Origin of the sequence: Blastomonas sp. CCH1-A6 (assembly GCF_001556365.1) — a bacterium.
Lineage (GTDB): Bacteria > Pseudomonadota > Alphaproteobacteria > Sphingomonadales > Sphingomonadaceae > Blastomonas > Blastomonas ursincola.
On the sequence record NZ_LSIS01000397.1, the window covers coordinates 1 to 18,295 of the forward strand.

The following is an 18,295-nucleotide window of genomic DNA, read 5'->3' on the forward strand; positions in this document are numbered from 1 at the left end:
CGAAGGAACGAAGATGAAGCCCAGATCCTCCAATGTAAAATCGCCCGCCAAGGCCTCAGCAGAGCGGGTAGTGAACCGTGGATTTGAGGGATGCACAGCTCCCTGGGGTCGATTGTCGTTAGCGGCAAACCATTGAACATCGGGTATGGTCAGTTCCGTCCGCTCACGGACGTGCTGATCGGAAAAGCGCTCTCTACCGCCACAAGCGGTGTAGAGGGCGACTAGGTGCTTGGTCGCAAGATCCTTCTCCAAGCTGCGGGCACCCGCAATTTGGGCGAAGCTCGATCGCCCCAATAGGGAGCCGTAGCGCTCAGGGCTGACGCGCTCTCCGTCCAGCTCCCTATCCTCAATGAGACGATCTAGTGCGAGAAACAGGGCATCCACCCACCACCGCTCTACCCGCTTGCCGGCAAAGTCGGATAGGTGGCCAATCCTCTCGTGCGCAATCGCCTCGGTGAGCATAGGGGCCTCGCCCTAGCCCGGCAATCTATGGCACCTGGGCGCATCAGAAGCGACTCTTGGACGAGCATGTTTGAAGATCTGGCCGCTCGCGGCTTCCAAATTGAGTTTCACAGCCATGCCACGGCCATCCTGAGCGTCGATTTTCCCGACGCGATCGGGGAGTTGGAAGCGGCGCTCGGCGCGCTATCCATCCCAATTGAGGAGATCATCGGCTCGGGTGGAGGCGAGACAAAGGGCACTCAGCGTCTCCGGCGCGCCTTGGCCGAGCTGGGCTGGCACAAGGTCAATTTCACGATCGAAAAGCGCATCAACGGCGTCCAAAGGGAGTCGATCTCCCATGAGGTCGATCATGTCCGTACCTTCGCCGATGGCCGCGTCATCGCGCTCGAAATCGAGTGGAACAACAAGGATCCATTCTTCGACCGCGACCTGGAGAACTTTAAGCGGCTGCACGCGGAGGGGGCGATCAGCGTTGGCGTGATTGTCACGCGGGGATCGAGCCTACAGGACGACATGGTGCAGCTCGTCCGCCGGTTTGCAACCGAGCGGGGTCTGGAGTCGAGTGATGACCTTGGATCTTTGGGACTGACGCCCACCCCCCGGCAGAAGGCCGATGTTGCTCGGCGTATGCGAGCAGGCGGCGCGACCTTTGCAGACGCTTGGTCGCTTAGTTTCGTGAAGGATAAATATGGGGCCGCCACGACCCATTGGCGAAAGCTAGAAGATCGCGTGCACCGCGGCGTCGGCAATCCATGCCCGCTCCTCCTCATTGGACTACCCAGCTCAATCGTCACTTTCGATGAGCATCTCGACGTGGGCGCCATCGCCGAGGGCGAGGAGGAGCAGGAGATCCTTGCTGAGCCTATTCAGCCGCTTCCGCCACCAGCCCAGCCCTAGAGTGATGGGCATACGTCGGCCAGGAAGGGGTATATTCCTCGTCCGCCTGGTTGCCCCATACGGTCCAATCCGGCCGCGTTCCACGCGAGAACATCTCCAAGAACGGGCCGGGGCTGCATTCCTCAATCAGCGGATATTGCTCGTCAGGCTTACGGCTGTGCTCCCGCTTGCGGCTCTCAAGATAGTTCACCTGTGTCCGACCCGGATCAAGCGTGCGGGCGTTCTTGCCCCGGACGCCAAATAGGATCAGTTCTGTAACGTTGCGGAAATAGAATCCCACGCCCCGACCATCAGATCCGCCATCCTTGCGGATCTTCCGCCATACGATGTTGGATTTATACTCAAAGCCCCATTCCCGCATTACACGCAAGCCGTCCGGCAAGAGCGCATTAGGCACCCACAGGTAGAGGTGGGCGGTTGGCGCAACGCACTCCTGCACCGGTAGCTCGCAAATCTCGTCCAGCGTCATTGTCCCGTAGCGGTTTAGGCGGCGGTGCTCGGGTGCCACCTTCCCGGTACGGTTTTGAAACTGCCACGGCGGATCCGCCAGTACTGTTCTGAAATTGCCGCCCCCTGCGACGTTCAACAGATCCATAGCTGCCGGACTATAATCCGGTGACTTCTTGGACGCCTTGCGCTTGGATTCTGACATTAGGCTGCGTCCTCATTCTTAATCGATTTTGGCGCGCGACCCACATAGCCACGCAAGCCTCGCCGGATGACCTGACTCACTGTTTCGTCACGACTATCAGCAACTTGCCGTGCCTTTTGCGCGAGCTTCTTCGGCACCCGCACTGTTACAACGATATCGTCTGCCATATGCCTCTCCGGCGTACCATGTATGTTCTGGTATTGCCTTGTAATACGGATTGCAAGACGATTACCCTCACTTACGAGCCTCTTTGCCTACTGGCTCGACCGTGCCGGTGCACTGCACCGATTTTCCTGTCTTGTTGGCGCGCTTCTGACACGCCTCCAGCACCTCACGATTGGCGGTCACAATTCGATCACCCGCGGCGATGTTGGCGAAAGCGTCGGGCGCGCTTGCCCGCATGAGGCGCTGGCCGCCTTCCCACATCGGCAGGTCGAGCGAGCGTGCCGCCATCTTCTCCGGCCATTGCCAGCTCGCGGGCACGGCGCGCGCGACAATGCCGGCGAACACCGCCCACAGGATCATGCCGACCACAATCCCGCCGATCGCGCTCCACATCAGCCAGCGGTTCTGCTCATCGCCACGCCGCGCCGACACGACATAGCTGTGAAGCTGGCGCGTCACGTCCTCCAGGCCGGTGCGCGCCGTAGCGATCGTCTGCCGGTCTTCCTGGCGCGCCGTGCTTGCCGCCGCGGTGATCCGTCCCGCCAATAGCTCGGGCGTCATCGCCAGCATCGGGCTTTTGACCAGCATATCGACGCGCTGCGCGGTGGCGGTGATGTTGTTGGCGATCACGCCTAACGTCTCGGAATAGTCGGGCGGTTCCGGCACCTCCATGCGCTCGGCCGTCAGCCGCTCGACGGCACGGCGCATCAGCGTCACCTCGGCGCGCAGCTCTTCGAACGCCTGTGCGGCTTCATTCGGCCCTTCTTCATCCGTCACACGTCATCCCCTTATAGGCTCATGCCCCTGTCGCGCTCGCGGCCGATCCCGATCGACTGCTCCAGCGATTTCTCGATGCTCCGGCCGCGCTCCAGTTTCAGCTCCAGCTCGGGCGCGCGGCGCTCCAGCGCCTTCGCCAGCTCAGGGTCCCGGCGCAGGCCCTCGGCCATCGCGCCCATGCGCGTGGTAGCCTTCTCGGCCCGGACCTGGTCGCCGCCTGCCCGCTCGCGCGCCAGTCCCCGCCAACTCTCCACAAACCGGTCGGCGCGCGCGTCGGAGTCGAGCCGCACCCGGCGCTCCTCGGCCATCGCGCGCACCGCGCCGCCGGTCTTGCCCTCCGCCGCCTGCCCGATCAGCCCAGGATCGCGACGGAACGCGGAAGCGAGGTCGCGCGCAGCATCGGGCCGCACCTGGTCCAGCGCCTCGCCGGCGCGGCGCAACGCGCTCTCCTGATGCGGCAGCACCGGCAGCTCCTGCGCGCGCATCCGGCCTATGTCGGCCGACGCCCGCGCATAGCGTTCGATCGCCCTGGCCTGATCCGGCTTGCCGCCGCTCGCCGCGCCAGCACGATCCGGGGTAGGTGCCTTCTCCGGCGTGGCGGCAGGCTTGGGCCGGAAGCCCGCGAACATGTCCCTACCAAGTCGGTGTACCTGCACATCGCCATGCCGGCGGGCTGCGACCCTGCCCTCGGGCGAGCGGTCAGCAACTGGAACGCTCAAGGGTCGCGCTTCTACTATCAGTGGGACGCGGCGAATAACCTGACCACCACGCGAGGGACCGAGACCACGGCTCAGATCGTGACCGTGGAGGACGGCTATCCCACCAACTCGACCGCCCTCGCGTCGACCAACCTGTGGACCAGCGGATCGACCATCACCCAGGCAGACGTGATCGTGAAGGCCGATTACCTCTGGTATTATGGCGATGAGTCGGGTGGGCGGTTCCATTGCCCGTCTACTCGGTCGAGCCCTCCTTCCGGCTCGTTTGATTATGAGTCGACCATGACGCATGAGCTCGGCCATGCTTTGGGCTTCGGTGAAGCCAACAACACGGCGTGCGTCATGCACTATAGTCAGCCGGCGGGCGTGGTGCGTCGCACCCCGTGCTCGACGGAGACGACAGCGCTTCGCAACGCCTACGGAGTGCGGTGATATGAGGGTCGCGGTGTGGTCGGTAGCGGGATTGCTGCTAGTGTCCTGCTCGCCGAACGCACCGCAACCCGAGGTCCCGGCCGGCTGGAAGTCGGTCGGGATCCCTTCGTGCTGCACGGTCGCCATTCCATCAGATGCGACTCTGAAGGCGGGAAAGGACCCGGTAGACGATCCGGTGTTCCTGCTGCGCGGGCCGGGCTACGAAGGCATGTTCACAGTGACAGGCCGAGGATCGGCGCTGCCGATCGCGAGCTCCGGGACCAACTACAAAGCGGATCAGCTCACGCTCGACGGCCGCCCCGCAGGCGTAGCTTCCTACCGTGTCGCCGACCCGAACTATCCCGAGCGCCGCAGCCTTCTGTGGACGTTTGCTGGGCGGAACGACGGATCGGGGAAGAACCTGGTGCTTGATCTTTCCTGCAAGGAAACGGGTTGTGCCGTATTCCTGCCTATGATCGGCTCCCTCGACGCAAAACCATGAATACTCGCTGCCTTATGGGTCAATGCCGACCGGGAAGCCGATCCGGCTTGTCGGCCGGCTGGAGCGTTCGTTATGGGGCGACGACGACTTTGGCCGGTTCCAGCTAGACGACGCCGCGGTCATCGCAGTCGACGGGCCACGTTGAGGCGGGCCCGGCTGGGCCGAAGGTCGAGCCCACGGGTTGGGTAGGCGGGATAACGACGCAGCCGCTACGATCGGGGCGGTTCCTTTATACCGGCTGGGGCATGAAGAGAATCCTATCCCGACCATTGATCCCATTCGGGACGGTCGCGGCCAGCGCGCTTCGACTGGTTCAGTCGTAAACGTATATCTGTGCCCGCTCTATGCGCCACCCGCTGTTCGCAAAAGCCTTCCTTTCTGACGACCTTGCCGGCGGGCCATGACCGCACCGCATTTCTGCTGCCCGCCGCTTGTCAGAACTGTTCTGAAAACGTGCTTCGCAAAAGCGTCTGCCGGCGACGGGTTTGGAGAACCCACTGGTAGAAAGCGTGAGCATGACGCCTCGTTTGCAAGCAGCGCCGGATAATGGCGAGCACACTGGCAGATAATTTGAGCAGGTTGCCACGCGCCAGTGGCAGATAGCGTGAGCAGAAAATCTGGCTGTTTGCGAGCAGGCGCCGTTATGATTGCAAGCGCCTACAGATATTGCCGCTGGCGATCACGATCTCGATCCAGGGCCAGTGCTGTGCGACATGACGCGCCAGCGCAAAGCCGTTGATCGATCCCGGCATCTCGACATCGGAGAACAGCAGGATGGTGTTGTCGGCCTGCTCCTCCAGCAGCACGATCGCGGTATCGCCGTCCATCGCCTCATGACAGCGAAAGCCGGCGTCCTCCAGGATCAGCGTCATGTCCATCAGGATGATCGGGACGTCATCGACCGCGAGCGCGAAAGGTACGGTCGACGTGTTCATCACCTCTACAACCGCCTGTATCCATAATCGCTCCCGCGACCGGCACGATGCTGCCGCCAAATCGTTGATGGCCTGACGGAAATTCGAGGGAGAACATCGAATGCGTAGCCTGGTTGCTGTGTTCACGGTCGGGATATTCGCGATCGCGACCCCTGCCGGCGCGCAGGACATGCCCGGCGCAGTCGATCTGGGCGCGCAAGCGCGCACCCAGGTTCAGTCAGCGACTGCTCGTGGCTATGCCGAACGGGGCGGGGCGGCGACCGCGCGAGGTCCGAACGGGGTGCCACTGTCCGCTCGCGCGAAAAGCTATTGCGACAGCTATTCCGCACGGTTGCGCCAGTACGGCGCGAAGGATGGGCGAGTGATGAAGCTGGCAGCGGCCTGCCGGCAGGCAGGCTATCGCTATTGATCTCACCGCGCGATCGGCACCTGATCGATCCGCGTGGTCCAGGACGGGCTCTTGAAAGCACGCTTGGTGTCGTAGCTCTTCTGGCCAAAGCCCTCGGAGGCAAGCCGCATCGTGTTGCGGCCGAACCGCCCGTTGAGCCCGTCGATCGCGGCGAGCAGGGCAGGGGATCGCGGATCGGGCACCGCGAACAGGTCGGCCTGGTGCGCGGTCATCGGCTCCAGCCCCTCGAGCATGACGCCGCACTTGGTGTAGACGCCGCCAGTTTCGTACATGACATCCGCCATGCGGCCCGCCATACCGCCGATCACGCGCGGATCATTGGTCGCCGGCGACAGCCGCGCTATGCGCGAGGCGGACGGCGCGTTGGGCTTGAACCGGCTTCCGTGGGCAAAGGCGATCAGGCGGGTGGCAGCGAGATCCTGCGCGCGGATCTTCTCGGCCGCGCGGACCGCGCGGCGCACCATCGCCTCGCGCAGCGCCGCGACCTCGCGCACCGGCTCACCGAAGCAGCGGGTCACCGCGGTCGCCTTGGACGGGGGCGGCTCCGGCTCGAAATCGGTGCATTCGACGCCGTTCAGCTCGCGCACGAGCCGCTCCAGCACCACCGTCCCCACGTCGCGCGCGACCTCCGGGGGGAGGGCGGCAAGATCGGCCGTCGTCCTGACGCCGAGCGGTCGCAGCCGCTCGGTCATCGCTCGCGCGATGCCCCAGACCTCCTCGACCGGCCATTGCGCGAACAGGCGCCGCCGCAGCTCGATGTCGTGCAGGTCGACCACGCCCTTCCAGACCTTCTCCGACGCCTTGGCGAGGGCGTTGGCAACCTTGCTCAGCGTCCGGGTCGGGCCAAGCCCGATGCGGATCGGCAGGCCCGTCGCACGCTTGACGGCCGCGATCACGCGGTGCGCGGCCGCCACGTCGCCCAGGCCGTTCGGGAGCACCGGCAGGCGAAAGAACGATTCGTCGATCGAGTACACCTCGACCGTGCAACTGTGCTCGGCGAGGACCTGATTGAAGCGACGATTCATGTCGGCATACAATTCGTAGGAACTGCTGCGGTATTGGATGCCATGCTCGCGGACGATATCACGAATCTTGAACATCGGCGCACCCATCTTGATGTGCAGCGCCTTGGCCTCCTCGGAGCGCGCGATGGCGCAGCCGTCCCCGTTACTCAGCACGATGAGCGGTTTATCGCGCAGCGACGGGTCGAATACCCTCTCCGACGAGCAATAGAAGTTGGAGACGTCAGCGATCGCCCACATGGCGGTCAGCCCTGCAGGTTGCGCACGGAGGCGCGGACGACGCCCCACACTTCGACACTCTCATCCGCGATCACCGCGTCGTAGCGCATCCGCGCGTTGCGGGCCTCGAGGACCGGCTTGCCGTCGCGCCAGACCAACTGGCGGATCACGAAGCCCCCGTCGACCACGGCGATGACGATGCGGCCGCTAACCGGCGTGGCGTCGCGATCGACCACCACCACGTCGTCATCATAGATTCCAGCGTCGATCATGGACTGTCCGCTGACCCGGAACACGAAGCTGGCGGCGCGGTCGAGGCGCAGCAGCGCCACGAGATCGATCGCGGTTTCCTCCCAGTCCTGGGCAGGCGAGGGGAAGCCAGCGCCGGCCGCGCTCACCACCCTCAGGCGAAACGCTGGCGGCAGATCGGCGATCGGCATCGGTTGGGACAGGGGAATCACACACGCGGACATGCGCGCATGATATGCTGGATAAGAACATGAAGGGAACGAGATTTTCCTTTTGTTCTCATTTCGCATGACTCATAGAGTCATGGATGCCGATCCGCCCCGAAAACCGCTGGCTGTACCCGATCGACTGGCCGCTGCTGTCGGACCAGATCCGGTTCGTGCGGGCAGGAGGGCGCTGCGAACGCTGCCGGCGACCGCATCTTCGGCACGTCGCGCATCTGGGCGATGGGCGCTGGTGGGATAGCGAAGCGCGATGCTGGCGATCGGGAGAGGGGCGACGGGTGAAGGTCGGCGACCTCTTCGCGCTCGACGTCGTGCGGATCACCTATGTCGTGCTGGCCTGCGCGCATCTGGATCATGATCCTGGCAATAGCGCGCCGCGCAATCTCGCCGCGCTATGCCAGCGATGTCACATGCTCCACGATGCCGAGGAGCATCGCTGGCAACGCTGGTGGAATGCGTTTCGGCTGCGCGCGCTGCAGGATCTTTACGAAGATCCGCGACACGCTCGCGCGCGAGAACGACGGCGCGGCTAACTCGCGACTGACTGGCAAGCCTTAGCTGCGAAAAAGCCACGTCAGTCTCTGCAAGAACGATGCCGGAAATCTGCTAAGCCATTGATTTAACATAAGATATATTATCGAACAAAACAGGAACGTGGCTTGTGCCGGGTCGGCAACAGCGGCTTAACCAGCGGCCGAACTCTTAACTTGGCTCAATAGTCGAGGTTGCGTTTTTCCATCTGTGCGGCCGCGAGGTCCGCGACCGGACCAGCGCCTTCGGCCAGCTCGTAGATCGCTATCACAGCCCTGTCGTCGAGACGCTCGACCATTGCCTGGACCGCTGACCAGTTAGCCACGTCGAGCGCGACCGTCGTGCTTTCCTTACCGGACACGGCGATCGGCCGCATCAGCCATCTTCGACCAGCGATCGGCCGAATGCAGCATACGGTCCCGAGCATGGGGGAGAACGAGCTGCTGCGCCTCGGCAAGATCGGCCGCTGCCCTCGCGCGGTAGTCGGCTGCGGTATCGGCCATGAAGTCCCCTCAGTTTAGGCCAGCGTTCTAAAACCCTGGCCCGTTTATCACTTGCCGTTCATCCGATCGCGGACCGCCTTCGCCGGCGCGAACGTCAGCTTGCGTGACGCCGCGATCGTGATCGCCTCGCCCGTCGACGGGTTGCGCCCCTGGCGCTCTGGGGTGTCCTTCAGCTTGAACTTGCCGAACCCGTTGAGGCTGACTTCCTCGCCGGTCGCGACAGCCGCGGTGATGTTCGCAAGGATCGCATCGATGACCTTCCTGGCGTCCGCCTTTGCGAGGCCATGGGTATTGGAGAGCTGTTCGGCCAGATCGGATGTCGTCGTCATGAACACGTCCCGGTGGTGAATGATTGGACCGGCCTTAGCCCGGTTCACGTCGCGCCGCCATCGGGAGTTGCCTCCTGCGCGCTCATCTCGCCCTCATAGGGGCGGACGAGCTTCAGGGCGTCTTCATAGCTGCCGTCGAGCCATGCCGTGAAATCGCGAGGGTGAAGGATCGCCGGCATTGCCTTGGGATGCCAGGGATCGACGGTGGCGTTGGGAGAGGTGGTGCAGAAGGCATAGGCATCGCCGCGCTCGGTCGGCCGCCACAGACCGGCGAAGAAGGCGATGGGCTGGTCGGGCAGCGAAAACCACATCTGGCGGGGTTTGCCATCGTCGCCCTTCCCGCCCTCGGGATGCGGCTCGGCGAAGTGCGTGAACGGGACCAGGCAGCGCCGATCGGGATTGGCGATCGACGGCTTCCACATCGACGATGAGAGATACCGCGCATTGGTGACGAACTTGTCCAGCTTGACCGCCGGGTCGCGCTTGCTCGCTACCTTGGTCGGGAAGCCCCATTCCATCGCGATCGGCTCAAGCGGGCGGTTACCCTCCCCTGCCCGCCTGACGACCAGTCCGTAGCGCGCTGTCTTCTTGCCCGTCGGGAAGATCTCGCGCGGCACCGGGTAGGTCTCGTCCTCGGGATAAGGCGGCTCGAAACCGACCGCCCGCATCACCGCGGCCTGTTTGGCGCTCAGCCGATATCGGTTGCAGATCGGTCCGGCTCCTTCATCGTGCCCAGGCTAGAAGAACTCCCGGCCACCGCGATACTCGCGCCAGGCATTATCCCATTTCGTGCCAACGTCGCCACTCACCGGCCGCGCGCCGACGTCGAATCCGGCCATCACGTCGTCGATATGCGGTGCCGGCACCGGAATGTTGAACGGCGCGATCCTACGCGCCTTCAAGTGCCAGACATAGGCGAGCTCGTGATCGGTGACCGGCGCGGCCTTCCCCCACGCCACGTCCTGGAACTGGCGCTGCGCCGCGCTCCTCGGCCGACGCTCGCGCAAACGCAGCGCATCGTAGAACAGCAGATGCTCGCGCAGCAGCGCCTCGTAGCGTTCGATCGTGCGCGGGTTTTCGCCGTCCTGCTCCACCGTGCCCACTCCGTCAGTACGGGTGAAAATCCTCGCCAAACTCAATCCGATATGCTAGACTTTGCAAGCCTAATTCTGACCATCACGGTCAGCCACGGATTGAGGAAGGAGCGGCCATGTTGAACCACGAAACTGGCCAGATGGACTGGGGCAGCACTGCCAACCATTCGCTATACTTCAACCCTGATAATTTACTCGATCCAATGACGCACCGTGGGCGGGAGCTAATCACCGAGGGTTCTACCAGCACTGACAGCGACGATATATCTTTCCCCAATGCTGACGGTCCTGCGTGGCCTTTGTTCTTGATCGCGGCGCTTATTATCTGCGGATTTTTTCTCTCACCTTTCAGTTCCTAAGCTGAAATCTACGCGGGTCGACCGGAGCGCCATCTTTCCACAGTTCGTAGTGAAGATGCGACCCGGTCGATTTTCCGGTGCTGCCAACACGCCCGATCACCGCCCCAGCCTGGACGGTACTTCCAACCTGAAAAGCCGACCGATCCTGCATGTGGAAGTATTTGCTCTGTGAGCCGTCGCCATGCTGCAGGACTACATAATTGCCGGCGCCGTTGGCCTGGAAGTCGTTTCGTATGACCTGACCCGAGGCTGGCGCACGGATTTCTGTCCCTGCTGGTGCTGCAATATCCACGCCACGGTGATGCCGTCCCGGCTCGCCGGTGACCGGGTCAATCCGACCACCCATTCCTGAACTCAGCCGCCCAGAGATCGGCAACATTGCCCGCTCACCGCGGGGGACTTCGTATACATGGCTGGTGCCAGCGCCTATACCGAGGTTGTCACGGACCCAGTTGCGCGCGCCCTCGACACCGGGAAGTGTCGTCGTGATCCACGCGTCGTTGCGCTCCCGGACATGGTCACCGAGCTGACCCGCCGTCCCTCTCGCGTCGTCGACGCCGTTGCCGACCTCGAACGCGCCGCGCGTGATGCGCGCTGATGCGTTCGGAATCGCGTCAGCGACATTGCCGGCCAGATCGAGATCGCGCGAACTCTCGCGGATCGATACATCCGGCCCTTGCGCCCTGACGCCGGCGGCGCGCTCATTACCCCATTGTTGTACTGCACCCGGTGTCGCCGATGCAGGGCCATGCAGCTGCCCGGACAGGCGCTCAGGCACGCTTACACCCAATTCGTCGCGGACCGATGCAACGCGGCGCTCCATGAACTCACCAAGCAGGATATCGCGCACCTGTTCCTGTTGCGGGGTGCGGGGCATCACCATCCCCGGCGTCCACCCGAACTGCGACAGCGTATCGTCGCCTAGCAACCGCTCCTGAGCGTACACTACAAACTCCTGGCTCTCGTTCCGGTTGAGCGACCAACCCCGCGCCGAGGCCTCCCTGACATCATTGCTGACGCGCTGGAACGTCTCTTCGGCTCGAGTTGCTTCCAACGACGCCGACCGCGATTCCCCGACGCTTACGCCCAGCTTCTGCGACAGCGACCGAACCTCGCTATCTCCGCTCGTGCTGGTTTCGCGCATGAATTCATCGCGAGCTGAACGAGCCTGCGTCGTATTCGTTTCTTTGGTAAGATACTCTTGCAATTCGCCCAACGCTTGGTCGCTAGAAACTGTTCTGCCAGTATTTTCAGCTGACATGGACGAAAGCTTCAGTCCCAGACCAGCCTTGCCAGACAGTCCCCACTTTTTGATCAGATAATCGATTCCTGCATGACCGTCGCCTGTGGTTTGCGATATCCGCGCCACTTGCTGGCTATCGGCCTCACTAAAACCAAAGCGGCTCGTAAGGCCGTGCGAAAGACTCCTCGATAGATCAGTCATTCGAGCGACACTGTTATTGAACCCAGACCCCGTCTCGGTCGAACTTCCCCGACGATGCTCAGCGGCCGACAGCAGATCCGTCGCCGTCGTCGCCGTCGCGTTCCACGACTGCGAGGCGGCGCTACGAAGCGACTGAGTGTGCGTCTGCCCGTCCGAGAGCGCGCGGCTCATGCTGCTGTCGAACCCTGCGGTGCGCGTCGGCGTGAACGCGAGGTTCGAGATGCCCTGGCGCGTGTCGAACGCATTGGTCCCGTCCGCGAAACCGTAGGTCACGCCACCGTCGGCGTTGGTGAACGTGCCGACCGAATAGCCCGAATTGAACTTGGGCTGATCGTCGAACTTGTTCGCCTGGGTCATGCCCGACGTGAGGTTCTGGAACGAGGTGTTGCCATACGAATAGTTGCCGGTGGTGCGCTCGGTCGCCGCCTGCTCGGCCGCGCTGTGCGCCGGTTGCAGCATCGAGGTCGCATGCCCCGCGATCGCCATCGCCCCGCGCGCCATGCCGCCCGCGATGAACGGCACGCTCATCATCAGGAAGCCGGCGAGCGTCGAGATCGATTCATTGACGCTCGCCATTCCGTCGGAGACCAGCAGCGTCGGCCCGGTCGGCGATGCTGCATGATAGAGGCTCGCCGCCCTGCTCATCACGAACATGTGCAGGATCACGTAGAGCGGCCCCCACGACGCGAGGTAGAAGAACCCGGTCGCATAGCCCTTGAGCGTCTGCAGGCCCGTCCTGGGGAACAGGAACAGCGGAAACAGCACCGGGAACATCGCGTAGAACACGACCGTCAGGACGATGCCGAGGAGCGGCACCCAGGTCATCGCCTGCGTCGCGATCGAGGTGTAGGTGTTCTTGGCCTGTGCGTCCGCGCGCTGCGACGCATAGGCATCCCAACCGGCATCCGAGAAACTCTCGCGCGCGGCCAGGAACGCGTCGATCATCGAGATCTGCTTCAGGTAGGAATAGGCGTCGGTCGGCGACCCGTGCATCTGCGCCGCCACGATCGGCAGGTCATCGCGGATGCGCTGGGCCGCGACCGTATCGGCGATCCCGGGATATGCACTCTTCGCGAACGGCAGCAGATCCTTGTCGTAGGCAGCCTGCCACTGACCATCCATCCGCGAATAGGCTTCGTTGCACGGGATGATCGAGTTTTCGGTGGTGCCCGGACCGGTCGAGGTAATCCACCGCTGGCTGCGCGCCGGCGACCCAGGTCCGATCGATTGCCACAGATTGTTCGTCTTGGTGAGATCGTCCATCGCCTTGAAGCCGAGCAGCACATCATAGAAAGTGCACTGCTTCAGGTGCTCGTCGAGGTTCGCGCGGAACACGCTGTCGGTAATCTGGAACGTGCGCGCCTTGTCCATCAACCGCGCGCCGTAGATCATGCCGTTGTTGGTCAGCGCGAGCGCGTTCGGCATCACGAACACGGTCTCGGCCGAGCGCGTCATCCAGTCGCCGACCTGGCTGGTGAAGGAGGCCATCACTCCCAGACCCAGCGGCACATTGTCCACCACCGCCGGCGCGAGCGCGGGGTTGATCCGGTCGGTCACCTTCACCGTGACGGTCGGGACCATCAGCATCATGTAGATGAGCGTCGACTGCAGGAACCAGTTGAACCACGCCCGCCAGTCGAGCGAGAAGGCGACGACGAACAGCGAGTAGATGAAGCCCATCACCATCACAACCTGGAGCATCGAGCGATAGCCCCCGCCCCCGGTCCATGCCGCGACCGCGTTGAAGACGTTGACGATATATTCGCCCCCGCCGATCGTGAAGACTTCGAGCATCGCCGTCGCTCCCTTGCCGCCGCGTTACCGCAAGCCCTGAGCGCTGAGCCCGCGTCCGAACCGGAGCGATGCCGACAGCTGCGGGCTCATGGTGTTCTTGAGGGTGGATTCCATGAACTGGGTGTATTGGATCACCCGGTAGGTATTGGAGATCTGCCCGGCCATCTTCTCGCTGCGCCGCGACAGCTCGGTCTTCACGCTGTCGACCTGGGCGCGCCACGCCTTGAATTCGTCGGTCGAGACGAACTTCGCGCCCGCCTGCGCCTGCGAGATCGTGTCCAGCATCCGGTCGAGCATCGACATCAGCATGTCGATCGCGACCATCTCGGCGAGCGTCGCGCGATCGCCGCCCGACAGGCCCATGTGCGCCGCCTCGTTGACGACAAGGATCTTGTAGAGCGGGATCGAGGTCATGCCCAACAGCGCGATCTCATCGCCCGACAGCGCGGCATTTGACCGGATCTTGCCCGACATGCTGTCCATCGCCTTGAGGACGCGCGTACGCAGCGCCTCGTTGGTCGAGATGCTCAGCTTGGTAGGCGTGGGCTTCAGACACCCCTTGTCGTCAGTGGTGTCGCACTGCCACACGTCAGTCGGCGCCGAGGCGGTGCCGTCGAGCAGCGCCTGATAGGTGTCCCAGCTGGCCGGCGCGATGAACTGGAACGCGCCCATGCTGTCCTTGGCCTTGGTCGCATCGTAGATGATCGTACCGACCATCGTCATGAGGAACTCGGCATATTCGCGGGACGGCTTGGTCGCGCTCTTGGCGTTCAGCGCATACCAGGTGTAGTTCTTCGACTGGACCAGCTCGGCATCGTCACCGGCCTTGGCGATCGTCGACTCCCGCTCGCCCTTGTTGGTGCAGCCGTGACGCGCCGCGGCCGCGTCGGAGAAGAAGCCCTTCGCCCCGCCGACCTGCTGACAGATCGTCGAGGACGCCCCGTCCATCGCCGGCCACAGCGAGCCGATCGCCTGCTGCGCCGCCTCGCAAGAGGACATGTTGAACGCGTTCAGCTGCTGCACGCGCTGGCTCATGTCCTTCATCACCCCGCCGATCTGCGCGGAGATGCTGTCGATCGCGAGCTGGAACGCGAAGCCGATCGCGTTGTTGGCGGTCGCCTTCAGCATCGCCACGATCTCATCGGCGTTGATGAACGAGAACGACCCCGCGAACAGGTCGATGCCGCCACAGCCGCCACGCGCGCTGGGAAGCGCGACGCTGACCGGGTTGATCGACTTCTGCGGAAAGCGGCTCCACAGCGAACCACCCGAATAATAGCCCGCCGACTGACCCTGGAAAGCGGTCGGGCCGGTCACGTTCGCGGCCGCGCCCGACTTGTTGAAATAGCTGTTCATCTCGCCCTGGACGTCGGCCATCGCCGGCGTAGCGACGAGACCTCCAATCGCGAGGATCATGCTGGCCTGCGCGAGAACCGCGGCGCAGAAGCGGACGATCGAGCGGACCATCAGAAGTCACTCCCGGGCTTGACGCTGGTCAGTGTGAAGATGCGGTTCATCACTTCGTCGGCCGCCATCACGCCGTAGCCGATCGGCATGGGCTGCTTGGTGACAGTGTCGAACAGCACAAGCGCGGGCACCTGCTGGCCGCGCATGCCCATCGCCTTGTACTGGCCGGTGTCGACCGTATAGTTCGGGAAGGCGCGGGTCGGCCCGCCATCGAGCGAGATTGCCATGACGGTCAGGCCGAAGCGATCCGACACACTGCGCATGATCGGCCCGAAGGTTTCGCACGCAGCACAGGCCGACGAGTAGAAATAGAACACGCCGTACCGCTGCGAGATCCGCGACAGCACGCGCTCTCGATCCGCATTACGGCTATCGAGCCAGGTCCGCTTGCCCAGCTGGTTGACCGGGCGCTGGAGCGTGTAGTCGAGGTCCGGGTTCTGCCAGATCGTACGCTGCCACATGTCCGCGAAAGAGGAGGCACGATCAAGCTGCTCGCGCTGGAAAGCGATATAATGGCTGATGTTCTCGGGCGTCGGCTCGAGGATCGCCCGCGCCTTCAGCTCCTCCAGCTGCTTCGAGATCGCCGCAAGCTGCTCGGCCGAGGACCGCGCGGGCTGCGCCGATCGCTGCTCGGCGGGCCTGGCCTTCGGCTTGTCGCAATAGAACCAGGTGCCGAGCCGCCGCTCGCGGCAGTAGAAGTCGTCCCCGGTCTGCGCCGCGACGCGGTCGGCCGATCCCAGATCGTCCGCGCTGCCATAGCTGTCCTGGCCGCCATCGCGGCCGTCGTCACCGGCATCGCGCGTGGAGGACACCGAATCCGGCAGCGGCGTCAGGTCCTGCGCCGTCGCCGGCGTCAGCACGGGCGACGCGACCGAGAGGATGAGAGCGAGGGTCAGGGCCTTGCGCATGTCAGTCGTCCTTCTGTTTCTGCTTTTCGCGATCTTCCTGTTCGCGGCGGGTGAGGTAGGATTTGAGCGTCCCGAGGAGCGACGGCTCCTGAAGCGACACGAGCTGCGCCATGTCGTCTGCGAGGATGCGGAACAGGTTGCCGTACACCCCGATGATGAGGTTGCGGGCGTGCCGGCGCGGGTAGAGCGTCTCGCCCCGGCGCAGGATGAGGTTGGCGCGGATCAGCCGCGCGATCGTCGGTTCGAGATCGGCCACGCACAGCTTCGTATCGAACCAGCTGTCGAGCGTCGGGATAAGGAACCCGGCCGGGTGCGGTCCGGCGCGCAGGAGCGCGATCAGGACCGCAAATTCCGCGACCGACAGGTCGGGAAAGGGACGATGGTCCGACAGTTGCGTCACGCCGGTCATTTGCTCTTCTTCGCGTCGTAATAGGCCTTGATCCGCTCCTGGATCTGGCGCGAGGTTTCGATCTCGTCGGGCAGCTTCGCGGCGTCGACGAACTCGGCATAGACCTCGGTGAAATCCATCACCGACAGGTCGAGCCGCGAGAATTCGTCGAGCGTGAACCCCTTGCAGGTTTCCTTCTTGGCGCTGCCCCACGGCTTGTTGATCTGCGGGCGTCCCTGTTCCTGCAGGATGCGCGACAGCTTGCTTTCGAAGCAGCAATAGGCCGTCGATTTCGATGTGCAGATGCCCAGCACCTTGTCCGAGCAATAGTCGCCCAGCTTGTGGCACATCCCCATGCGGTCCTGCACGTCGAGAAGCTTCTCGTCGTTCGAGCACATAAACATGGTGAGGAATGGCGTCGCGAGCGCGGCGATCGCCACCGGCCCGCCCGCGATCGCGGCCGCGCCGGCAGCCGTGGTGATGAGGCCCGACGCCTTGCCAGCGCAGCAGTTGACCAGCCCGAACACCGGCTTGTGGCAGGTCTGCCGCTTGCCCGAAAACAGCGTCAGCGTATCAGGGTCGAATTCGGCATTGGCCTGGCCCAGCGCGTGCAGCCCGACCACGGCGTCCTTGAACTCGGTCGATGCCTCGCGCTCGACCGGCTCACACTCACCGTCGATGCAGTAGACGTCGTCACCACAGATATATTGCTTTGGATCGTTCGTCGGAGGCGACGGAACCGGACATTTGTAGACCTTCGTGGTTACCTGGCACGCACCAACCTGCGGATCGTCGAGGCACTCGTCACGCAGGAACGTGCATTTTCCGCCGTTCTCCAGATCGCTGCAATCGGACGCCTGGGTGATGCGCTGGCAGGTGAACGGGCGCGACCACGCCCAGCACGATGCCGTGACCGACACACCGTCAATGATCCGCGTCTCAGGCCCCTCGGTGCAGACCTCCGGTCCCGTCGCGGTGCAGGCGGTGTCGGCCACCAGCGCCGGACAGCTTCCCTCGTTGCGCTTTAGCGTGATCTCGCGCGTACCTTCCTTCCTGAGATACACTGTGCCGGTCGCGTAATTCTGGTGCGCCGGGATCTCCGCCTGGGGGATTTCGGCCGAGCACGAATAAAGCTGCGCGGTGGTGCGCATTGAGGACAGGCTCTTGCACCAGCGACGATAGTCTTCGACGTTGCCGCCGCCCGCCCCCAATTCGATCTGCGCATCGCAGATATGCGGCGTCCCCGCCTCGACCCGGCAAATGCCGGCACTGACCTTGGCCTGCATCACGCTGTTGCGGGCGAACCCGTTGCCCTCGTTCTGGTCGCGCACGCCGTAGTAGAAGTACCGCAATGTATCGACGATTACCGGGTCCATCCTGCCCGTGCAGGTCGCCGGGGTTTCCTCGAGCTTCGCGCCTTTGTTGCAGGTCGCCTCGTAATAATCGGTGGTGCCATTGGGTGGCAGCGGCTTGCAGCTGCTTTCCGTGCCGCCCACCGACTGACCGGCGAGATAGCTGTTCGGGTCCTTCTCGACGTCCTGCGCGCGCGTGAGATCGCCGGCAGGCACAGTCACGACTTTGCGGCCCGGATCGGTGACGAGCTGCCACGCCTCGTTCGCGCCTGCAGCCGACCCGCCCGCGGCGATCAGCGCATCGGGATCGTCGGCATAGGCTTCGCCGGGCTGCGGGCCGCTGCTGAAGCCCGGGATGGTGGAGGGCAAATCGGTCGAGGAGATGATGCCGCCCGAAGCCTGACGCGCCGGCGTCGCGAGGGCCTTCGCCTCGGCGCGTCAGGCTTCGGGCGGCATCATCTCCTCGACCGATTTGCCCTCCAC

At 63.7% G+C, this 18,295-nt stretch carries 24 protein-coding genes; 6 read left to right on the forward strand and 18 right to left on the reverse strand.

Annotation, left to right across the window (positions count from 1 at the left end):
* The coding region (locus tag AX735_RS26470) for a hypothetical protein (RefSeq protein WP_231750166.1) at positions 1-462 on the reverse strand (462 nt) is incomplete at its 3' end.
* Positions 463-528: 66 nt separating this feature from the next.
* Here AX735_RS26470 and AX735_RS18085 point away from each other — a divergent pair.
* A complete protein-coding gene (locus AX735_RS18085; RefSeq protein WP_010408784.1) occupies positions 529-1,359 on the forward strand; it encodes a BglII/BstYI family type II restriction endonuclease in 831 nt (276 codons plus the stop codon).
* On the opposite strand, the gene AX735_RS18090 is transcribed toward AX735_RS18085, so the two are convergent.
* The 4 genes from AX735_RS18090 to AX735_RS18100 form a co-directional block, all read right to left on the reverse strand.
* On the reverse strand, positions 1,325-2,011 hold the full coding sequence (locus AX735_RS18090; protein ID WP_029623207.1) for an MT-A70 family methyltransferase: 687 nt from the start codon (positions 2,009-2,011) through the stop codon (positions 1,325-1,327). The genes AX735_RS18085 and AX735_RS18090 overlap by 35 nt on opposite strands.
* On the reverse strand, positions 2,011-2,178 hold the full coding sequence (locus tag AX735_RS25325) for a hypothetical protein (protein ID WP_154651464.1): 168 nt from the start codon (positions 2,176-2,178) through the stop codon (positions 2,011-2,013). The genes AX735_RS18090 and AX735_RS25325 overlap by 1 nt, the downstream gene beginning before the upstream one ends.
* 67 nt (positions 2,179-2,245) lie before the next feature.
* Positions 2,246-2,953, reverse strand: a complete 708-nt coding sequence (locus AX735_RS18095) for a DUF6118 family protein (RefSeq protein ID WP_183937292.1) — start codon at positions 2,951-2,953, stop codon at positions 2,246-2,248.
* Between the two features lie 11 nt (positions 2,954-2,964).
* Complete coding sequence (locus AX735_RS18100) at positions 2,965-3,609, reverse strand: hypothetical protein (RefSeq protein ID WP_202189615.1); 645 nt, start codon at positions 3,607-3,609, stop codon at positions 2,965-2,967.
* On the opposite strand from AX735_RS18100, the gene AX735_RS18105 reads away from it, so the two are divergent.
* Entirely contained in the window at positions 3,598-4,104 is a 507-nt protein-coding gene (locus AX735_RS18105) for a hypothetical protein (protein ID WP_066282988.1), read from the forward strand. The two genes, AX735_RS18100 and AX735_RS18105, sit on opposite strands and share 12 nt — an antisense overlap.
* A 1-nt stretch (position 4,105) precedes the next feature.
* Positions 4,106-4,585, forward strand: coding sequence for a hypothetical protein (locus tag AX735_RS26475; protein ID WP_231376736.1), 480 nt, complete (start codon positions 4,106-4,108; stop codon positions 4,583-4,585).
* Between the two features lie 641 nt (positions 4,586-5,226).
* Here AX735_RS26475 and AX735_RS18115 read toward each other — a convergent pair.
* Entirely contained in the window at positions 5,227-5,520 is a 294-nt protein-coding gene (locus AX735_RS18115; RefSeq protein WP_231738481.1) for a response regulator, read from the reverse strand.
* A gap of 100 nt (positions 5,521-5,620) precedes the next feature.
* Here AX735_RS18115 and AX735_RS18120 point away from each other — a divergent pair, with 100 nt between their 5' ends.
* Positions 5,621-5,929, forward strand: a complete 309-nt coding sequence (locus AX735_RS18120) for a hypothetical protein (RefSeq protein ID WP_010409222.1) — start codon at positions 5,621-5,623, stop codon at positions 5,927-5,929.
* A gap of 2 nt (positions 5,930-5,931) precedes the next feature.
* Here AX735_RS18120 and AX735_RS18125 read toward each other — a convergent pair whose 3' ends face one another.
* Together AX735_RS18125 and AX735_RS18130 are read right to left on the reverse strand one after the other, a co-directional pair.
* Entirely contained in the window at positions 5,932-7,191 is a 1,260-nt protein-coding gene (locus tag AX735_RS18125) for a Y-family DNA polymerase (RefSeq protein ID WP_007406368.1), read from the reverse strand.
* A gap of 5 nt (positions 7,192-7,196) precedes the next feature.
* On the reverse strand, positions 7,197-7,610 hold the full coding sequence (locus AX735_RS18130) for a LexA family protein (RefSeq protein WP_007406310.1): 414 nt from the start codon (positions 7,608-7,610) through the stop codon (positions 7,197-7,199).
* 116 nt (positions 7,611-7,726) lie between these two features.
* On the opposite strand from AX735_RS18130, the gene AX735_RS18135 reads away from it, so the two are divergent.
* Positions 7,727-8,176 (forward strand): hypothetical protein, encoded by a 450-nt coding sequence (locus AX735_RS18135; RefSeq protein ID WP_007406364.1) that lies wholly within the window; start codon positions 7,727-7,729, stop codon positions 8,174-8,176.
* A gap of 179 nt (positions 8,177-8,355) precedes the next feature.
* On the opposite strand, the gene AX735_RS18140 is transcribed toward AX735_RS18135, so the two are convergent.
* From AX735_RS18140 to AX735_RS18155, 5 genes are read right to left on the reverse strand one after another with little or no spacing between them, the layout of a single operon-like run.
* Positions 8,356-8,550, reverse strand: coding sequence for a hypothetical protein (locus AX735_RS18140; protein WP_007406362.1), 195 nt, complete (start codon positions 8,548-8,550; stop codon positions 8,356-8,358).
* A complete protein-coding gene (locus tag AX735_RS25330; RefSeq protein WP_007406311.1) occupies positions 8,525-8,677 on the reverse strand; it encodes a hypothetical protein in 153 nt (50 codons plus the stop codon). Before AX735_RS25330 ends, AX735_RS18140 begins: the two co-directional genes overlap by 26 nt.
* A gap of 47 nt (positions 8,678-8,724) precedes the next feature.
* A complete protein-coding gene (locus tag AX735_RS18145; protein WP_010409234.1) occupies positions 8,725-9,006 on the reverse strand; it encodes an HU family DNA-binding protein in 282 nt (93 codons plus the stop codon).
* Between the two features lie 44 nt (positions 9,007-9,050).
* Positions 9,051-9,716 carry an SOS response-associated peptidase gene (locus AX735_RS18150; RefSeq protein ID WP_269450459.1) on the reverse strand — a complete coding sequence of 222 codons (666 nt, stop codon included), beginning with the start codon at positions 9,714-9,716 and terminating at the stop codon, positions 9,051-9,053.
* A 27-nt stretch (positions 9,717-9,743) separates the two neighbouring features.
* The gene (locus AX735_RS18155) at positions 9,744-10,100 is read right to left on the reverse strand and encodes a hypothetical protein (protein ID WP_007406320.1); all 357 of its coding nucleotides are present in this window, start codon (positions 10,098-10,100) and stop codon (positions 9,744-9,746) included.
* Positions 10,101-10,216: 116 nt separating this feature from the next.
* Here AX735_RS18155 and AX735_RS18160 point away from each other — a divergent pair, with 116 nt between their 5' ends.
* On the forward strand, positions 10,217-10,459 hold the full coding sequence (locus AX735_RS18160) for a hypothetical protein (protein WP_066282991.1): 243 nt from the start codon (positions 10,217-10,219) through the stop codon (positions 10,457-10,459).
* On the opposite strand, the gene AX735_RS18165 is transcribed toward AX735_RS18160, so the two are convergent.
* The 5 genes from AX735_RS18165 to AX735_RS18185 are packed head-to-tail and all read right to left on the reverse strand — an operon-like array spanning position 10,449 to position 18,181.
* Positions 10,449-13,697 (reverse strand): conjugal transfer protein TraG N-terminal domain-containing protein, encoded by a 3,249-nt coding sequence (locus AX735_RS18165; protein ID WP_007406358.1) that lies wholly within the window; start codon positions 13,695-13,697, stop codon positions 10,449-10,451. The genes AX735_RS18160 and AX735_RS18165 overlap by 11 nt on opposite strands.
* A 24-nt stretch (positions 13,698-13,721) precedes the next feature.
* Positions 13,722-15,164, reverse strand: a complete 1,443-nt coding sequence (locus tag AX735_RS18170; protein ID WP_007406347.1) for a conjugal transfer protein TraH — start codon at positions 15,162-15,164, stop codon at positions 13,722-13,724.
* Entirely contained in the window at positions 15,164-16,072 is a 909-nt protein-coding gene (gene traF / locus AX735_RS18175; RefSeq protein WP_066282994.1) for a conjugal transfer protein TraF, read from the reverse strand. The genes AX735_RS18170 and traF overlap by 1 nt, the downstream gene beginning before the upstream one ends.
* 1 nt (position 16,073) lies before the next feature.
* Positions 16,074-16,481 (reverse strand): hypothetical protein, encoded by a 408-nt coding sequence (locus AX735_RS18180; protein WP_007406345.1) that lies wholly within the window; start codon positions 16,479-16,481, stop codon positions 16,074-16,076.
* Entirely contained in the window at positions 16,478-18,181 is a 1,704-nt protein-coding gene (locus AX735_RS18185) for a conjugal transfer protein TraN (protein WP_231738554.1), read from the reverse strand. Before AX735_RS18185 ends, AX735_RS18180 begins: the two co-directional genes overlap by 4 nt.
* Positions 18,182-18,295 lie beyond the last annotated feature (114 nt).

What these genes read in the sequence shown, in the direction of transcription:
- AX735_RS18160 (WP_066282991.1), top strand. Translation starts at nt 10,217, where the DNA reads ATGTTGAACCACGAAACTGGCCAGATGGACTGGGGCAGCACTGCCAAC.
- AX735_RS25325 (WP_154651464.1), bottom strand. Translation starts at nt 2,178, where the DNA reads ATGGCAGACGATATCGTTGTAACAGTGCGGGTGCCGAAGAAGCTCGCG.
- AX735_RS18115 (WP_231738481.1), bottom strand. Translation starts at nt 5,520, where the DNA reads ATGAACACGTCGACCGTACCTTTCGCGCTCGCGGTCGATGACGTCCCG.
- AX735_RS18140 (WP_007406362.1), bottom strand. Translation starts at nt 8,550, where the DNA reads ATGCGGCCGATCGCCGTGTCCGGTAAGGAAAGCACGACGGTCGCGCTC.
- AX735_RS18125 (WP_007406368.1), bottom strand. Translation starts at nt 7,191, where the DNA reads ATGTGGGCGATCGCTGACGTCTCCAACTTCTATTGCTCGTCGGAGAGG.
- AX735_RS18090 (WP_029623207.1), bottom strand. Translation starts at nt 2,011, where the DNA reads ATGTCAGAATCCAAGCGCAAGGCGTCCAAGAAGTCACCGGATTATAGT.
- AX735_RS18120 (WP_010409222.1), top strand. Translation starts at nt 5,621, where the DNA reads ATGCGTAGCCTGGTTGCTGTGTTCACGGTCGGGATATTCGCGATCGCG.
- AX735_RS25330 (WP_007406311.1), bottom strand. Translation starts at nt 8,677, where the DNA reads ATGGCCGATACCGCAGCCGACTACCGCGCGAGGGCAGCGGCCGATCTT.
- AX735_RS18135 (WP_007406364.1), top strand. Translation starts at nt 7,727, where the DNA reads ATGCCGATCCGCCCCGAAAACCGCTGGCTGTACCCGATCGACTGGCCG.
- AX735_RS18085 (WP_010408784.1), top strand. Translation starts at nt 529, where the DNA reads ATGTTTGAAGATCTGGCCGCTCGCGGCTTCCAAATTGAGTTTCACAGC.
- AX735_RS18170 (WP_007406347.1), bottom strand. Translation starts at nt 15,164, where the DNA reads ATGGTCCGCTCGATCGTCCGCTTCTGCGCCGCGGTTCTCGCGCAGGCC.
- traF (WP_066282994.1), bottom strand. Translation starts at nt 16,072, where the DNA reads ATGCGCAAGGCCCTGACCCTCGCTCTCATCCTCTCGGTCGCGTCGCCC.
- AX735_RS18180 (WP_007406345.1), bottom strand. Translation starts at nt 16,481, where the DNA reads ATGACCGGCGTGACGCAACTGTCGGACCATCGTCCCTTTCCCGACCTG.
- AX735_RS18130 (WP_007406310.1), bottom strand. Translation starts at nt 7,610, where the DNA reads ATGCCGATCGCCGATCTGCCGCCAGCGTTTCGCCTGAGGGTGGTGAGC.
- AX735_RS18165 (WP_007406358.1), bottom strand. Translation starts at nt 13,697, where the DNA reads ATGCTCGAAGTCTTCACGATCGGCGGGGGCGAATATATCGTCAACGTC.
- AX735_RS18145 (WP_010409234.1), bottom strand. Translation starts at nt 9,006, where the DNA reads ATGACGACGACATCCGATCTGGCCGAACAGCTCTCCAATACCCATGGC.
- AX735_RS26475 (WP_231376736.1), top strand. Translation starts at nt 4,106, where the DNA reads ATGAGGGTCGCGGTGTGGTCGGTAGCGGGATTGCTGCTAGTGTCCTGC.